General features: G+C 55.2%; 1 tRNA gene and 1 rRNA gene. Both read left to right on the top strand.

What is annotated here, in order from left to right:
• Positions 1–129 precede the first annotated feature (129 nt).
• A 5S ribosomal RNA gene (rrf, locus tag KP708_RS15605) occupies positions 130–244 on the top strand.
• A gap of 50 nt (positions 245–294) precedes the next feature.
• A tRNA-Met gene (locus KP708_RS15600) sits at positions 295–371 on the top strand.
• Positions 372–520 lie beyond the last annotated feature (149 nt).

Here is a 520-nt window from a genome sequence, read left to right as displayed (position 1 = left end):
CAGTAATGCATGCAGCTAACCGGTCCTAATCGCTCATACTTCTCACATCAAACACATGCACAGAAATCAGCCACACTCATAAAACACCAACCTCCACCCACTCTCAAAAAGACTGGGTGGGCTAGAAGACCTGGTGGCCATTGCGAGGGCCCTACACCCGATCCCTTCCCGAACTCGGCCGTGAAATCCCTCAGCGCCTATGATACTGCACCTCAAGGTGCGGAAAAGTCGGTCGCCGCCAGGTCCCCTAGCCCACTCATAAAAACTCCCACACACCAACATCACATACACCACCGCGGGGTGGAGCAGCCCGGTAGCTCGTCAGGCTCATAACCTGAAGGCCGCAGGTTCAAATCCTGCCCCCGCAACCACACCAATACAGTTCTAAAACCCCCGCTCTCTCACCGAGACAGCGGGGGTTTTCGTGTTGCGCCCTACCGAATCACACCACAAATCACGCGAGACCCCGAGCCCCCAATCGGCTGACTCTTGTAATCATCAGAAAACGCATGAACGACTA

Origin of the sequence: Gluconobacter sp. P5H9_a (genome assembly GCF_018812085.1) — a bacterium.
Classification (GTDB): Bacteria; Pseudomonadota; Alphaproteobacteria; order Acetobacterales; family Acetobacteraceae; genus Gluconobacter.
Note: the sequence above shows the minus strand (reverse complement) of the source record. Positions and strands in the feature narration are given on the sequence as shown.